The organism is Mammaliicoccus fleurettii, assembly GCF_003970575.1.
In the GTDB taxonomy this organism is placed as follows: Bacteria; Bacillota; Bacilli; order Staphylococcales; family Staphylococcaceae; genus Mammaliicoccus; species Mammaliicoccus fleurettii.
Window position 1 is genome coordinate 1 of the sequence record NZ_RXWZ01000204.1, and the last position, 3,200, is coordinate 3,200.

Consider the following 3,200-nt stretch of genomic DNA (forward strand, 5'->3'; position numbering starts at 1 on the left):
ACATAATATATATTATAGGAAGTTAAGTATATTGTCATTAGGGGACCCTTTTCTATTCGTTTACTAGTATATTGATATGTTTATCGTTGTTATGTTCATCTATACTATTTAAATCTGGATCTTTTAATGATATCCATTCTTCAAATCCAATCTCACGATTAAAATGATTTAATAGCAATATCATTATATACCCGTGTGTAACGATTAAACTGTTATGTGAATGATTAATGGAATCATATACGCTTAAAATTCTTTTTTGAGCTTCTGAACTTGATTCGCCATTATGTAACCGATAATCAAAGTCTTCATATGTGTATTTAAGCTCATTTAACCAATTATTTAACGATATGTCGCTTAATTGACGTTCATTGAGTCTTGAATCTGTAATAACATCTATTTGATATTACTTAAATATATTTGATCAATATTAAGGTTTGCTAATACAGGTATTAATTGTTCAGCTTGAAATATACTATTTTAATTATGATTAGACAATATAAAACACAGCAACTCAAATCGTCATAATAACGTTTTAAGTTGCTGTGTTTCTCTTATAGATGATTTTCTACGTATATATTAATTGCTTCATGCATATATTGAGCTAATCCTTCACCAAATTGGTTTATATTTTTAGTGAAACGTTCGTCAGCTATATATAATTCACCTAAACCTTTAAATACTTCTAATGAATACTCATAATTGATATTATCGTTTAAGAAATCATACCAATCTTGAATAAGTTGTTGTGTTTCTTCTGATGCTGGTGATTTCTCTTCATTATTAACGGAAGCTAATGATCTAAATATGTTGTTCATTTCGTTTTCTTTTTCGAATCTTTCTTGTTTAGGCATATTTGATAATTTTTCGTTTGCTTTATCAACTGTCTTTCCGCCCCACTTTTCACGTGCCTCTTGTTCATATTCATTTTTATTGAAGTCGAACCCTTTAAATTTCTCTTCATTTGTCATATTTATTTCTCCTTTAAAATGTTTTGTTGTTTGATTAATAGTTTGTATCATTTGATCAATGTGATTCCTTTTATCCATTAACATTTTCTTATGCAATTGCAATGCTTCTTGTTTATTGAATGATGGATCATCTAGAATTTGTTTGATCTTTTTTAGAGGGAAATCAAGCTCTTTGAAAAATAAAATTTGCTGTAGTCTATCTAAATTAGCTTCAGAATATAATCTATAACCTGCTTCTGAAATTTTTGATGGATTTAATAAGTTTATTTCATCGTAATGGTGAAGTGTGCGCACACTTATTCCTACAAGGTTTGCTAATTCTTTAACTGACATTTCCATTTACTTAACCTCCTCATATATTGACTATAAAGTCTTACGTAACGTAAGAGTCAACAACTAATATTATTTAAAATTTTGAAAATATGTTCGATTAATACATGTTATAGTATATATACGATAATTATGGTAGACAGGAGTTTTAAAATGAACAAAGAACCTCAATATGATTTAACTTTAGAAACACCACGTTTAATACTAATGGCAGGAGAACAAGTATTAGCGTATAAAAATACGATCACTGATGAATTGCTCAATTCAGCTGATTCTTTAAAAAAATGGGTATCATTTTTTAATTATAACTTTGATAAAGCTAAAGCAACAGAATTTATCGACAAAACAACTGATATGAGTTTTAACAAACAGTTTTTAAGATATTTTATGTTTGATAAAGAAACGAATACTTTTGTTGGCTCATTAGTATTACAAGATATTGATTTGAGATTACCATCTTGTGAAATTGGATATTGGACTGTAGTTTCTGGACAAGGCAAAGGCTACATGACTGAAGCAATCCAATATATTACACGATATCTAATTGATACACACCAATTTGCTAGAATTGAAGCATATATTGATGTTAAAAATGTTAAAAGTATCGACACAATAGAAAGATGTAGTTTCGAACGTGAAGGTACATTGAAGAATTCAGATTTAAGTGCCGATCAATCAAAATTAATTAACGAAGCATTATATGCAATTACAACACCTGTTTATTTTAAATAATGGAGCTTGTTTGTTATAGTAACTTACGATTTTGTACGTGCATGCTTGCCTAGGGTATGGCTCGAGCCTGTAGTCTCTCACGCATACTATTCCCTCAGGCGTCAGCACTACAAAATCGTTATAAATATCAGTTTTTTTGATAAAAAGTAAGAGTAAGAATCAATTTTAATAAACTGTTCATACAAGCCTACCATGGCAGTCTTATGAGATTTCTCATTAGGCTGCTTTTTTGTAATCAAAAGTGCTTTTATGGCTACTCTTAAAAGCACTATAACTAGAAATTGCTTATACTGATACTCTTAACAGCAATTTCGCTGAAACCTGCTTATACTGGTACTCTTAACAGCAATTTCGCTGAAATCTGCTTATACTGGTACTCTTAACAGCAATTTCGCTGAAACCTGCTTATACTGGTACTCTTAACAGCAATTTCGCTGAAACCTGCTTATACTGGTACTCTTATCAGCAATTTCGCTGAAACTTGCTTATATTGATACTATTATCAGCAATTTCGCTGAAATCTGCTTATACTGGCACTCTTATCAGCAATTTTGCTGAAACCAGCTTATACTGATACTCTTATCAGCAATTTTGCTGAAACTTGCTTATACTGCACCCCTTAAAAGCACCCCCGAGTAATACATGCGCATAAAAAATGCCAACAAAGTCTAATACTTTGCTGACACTCTTATGGTAGAAATGATTTTTATAAAATTCTAGGACATTTATGACCCGAATTTATTTATCACTTCTTTTTAATTTGTTAAATTTGCGTCCATCCTCAAAGTCTTCTTTTTGACTAAGTTTCTCAGCTTTTCTTTTTCCATTTTTTCTCATTAAATACCATGTAAATAAGCATACAATTAAACTAATTATAGCCATAAAAGCAGCATACCCTAGTAATGGTTCATATGTAATGTCATAAAAATTAGGTAATACGAAAGCAATAATACCTAATACAATAAATGTTAATATTGCACTAATAAAGTGCTTTTTAAGAATTAATGAAGATAATAATGAAAAAACTATAACTACTACAAAAGAAATCCATAAATAATTTGGAAAATCGAATATGTTCAAGGTAAACGCCTCCTTTATCTCGCTGATTATAATTATACCCGATTATTATTATATTAATTATATTTTTTAATATAATAATAATCTTTTTGT

Annotated in this window: 4 protein-coding genes; 1 reads left to right on the plus strand and 3 read right to left on the minus strand. The window is 29.4% G+C overall.

The annotated features are described in order from the left end of the window. Positions 1-52 precede the first annotated feature (52 nt). Both CD129_RS12300 and CD129_RS12305 read right to left on the minus strand, forming a co-directional pair. Positions 53-397 carry a histidine phosphatase family protein gene (locus tag CD129_RS12300; RefSeq protein WP_115337476.1) on the minus strand — a complete coding sequence of 115 codons (345 nt, stop codon included), beginning with the start codon at positions 395-397 and terminating at the stop codon, positions 53-55. A gap of 154 nt (positions 398-551) precedes the next feature. Next, on the minus strand, positions 552-1,307 hold the full coding sequence (locus tag CD129_RS12305; protein ID WP_115337475.1) for a MerR family transcriptional regulator: 756 nt from the start codon (positions 1,305-1,307) through the stop codon (positions 552-554). A gap of 144 nt (positions 1,308-1,451) precedes the next feature. Between CD129_RS12305 and CD129_RS12310 the strand changes: the two genes are divergently transcribed. Continuing rightward, on the plus strand, positions 1,452-2,030 hold the full coding sequence (locus CD129_RS12310; protein ID WP_107510113.1) for a GNAT family N-acetyltransferase: 579 nt from the start codon (positions 1,452-1,454) through the stop codon (positions 2,028-2,030). 738 nt (positions 2,031-2,768) lie between these two features. Here the strand turns inward: CD129_RS12310 and CD129_RS12315 are convergent. Then, positions 2,769-3,110, minus strand: coding sequence for a hypothetical protein (locus CD129_RS12315; RefSeq protein WP_115337474.1), 342 nt, complete (start codon positions 3,108-3,110; stop codon positions 2,769-2,771). Positions 3,111-3,200 lie beyond the last annotated feature (90 nt).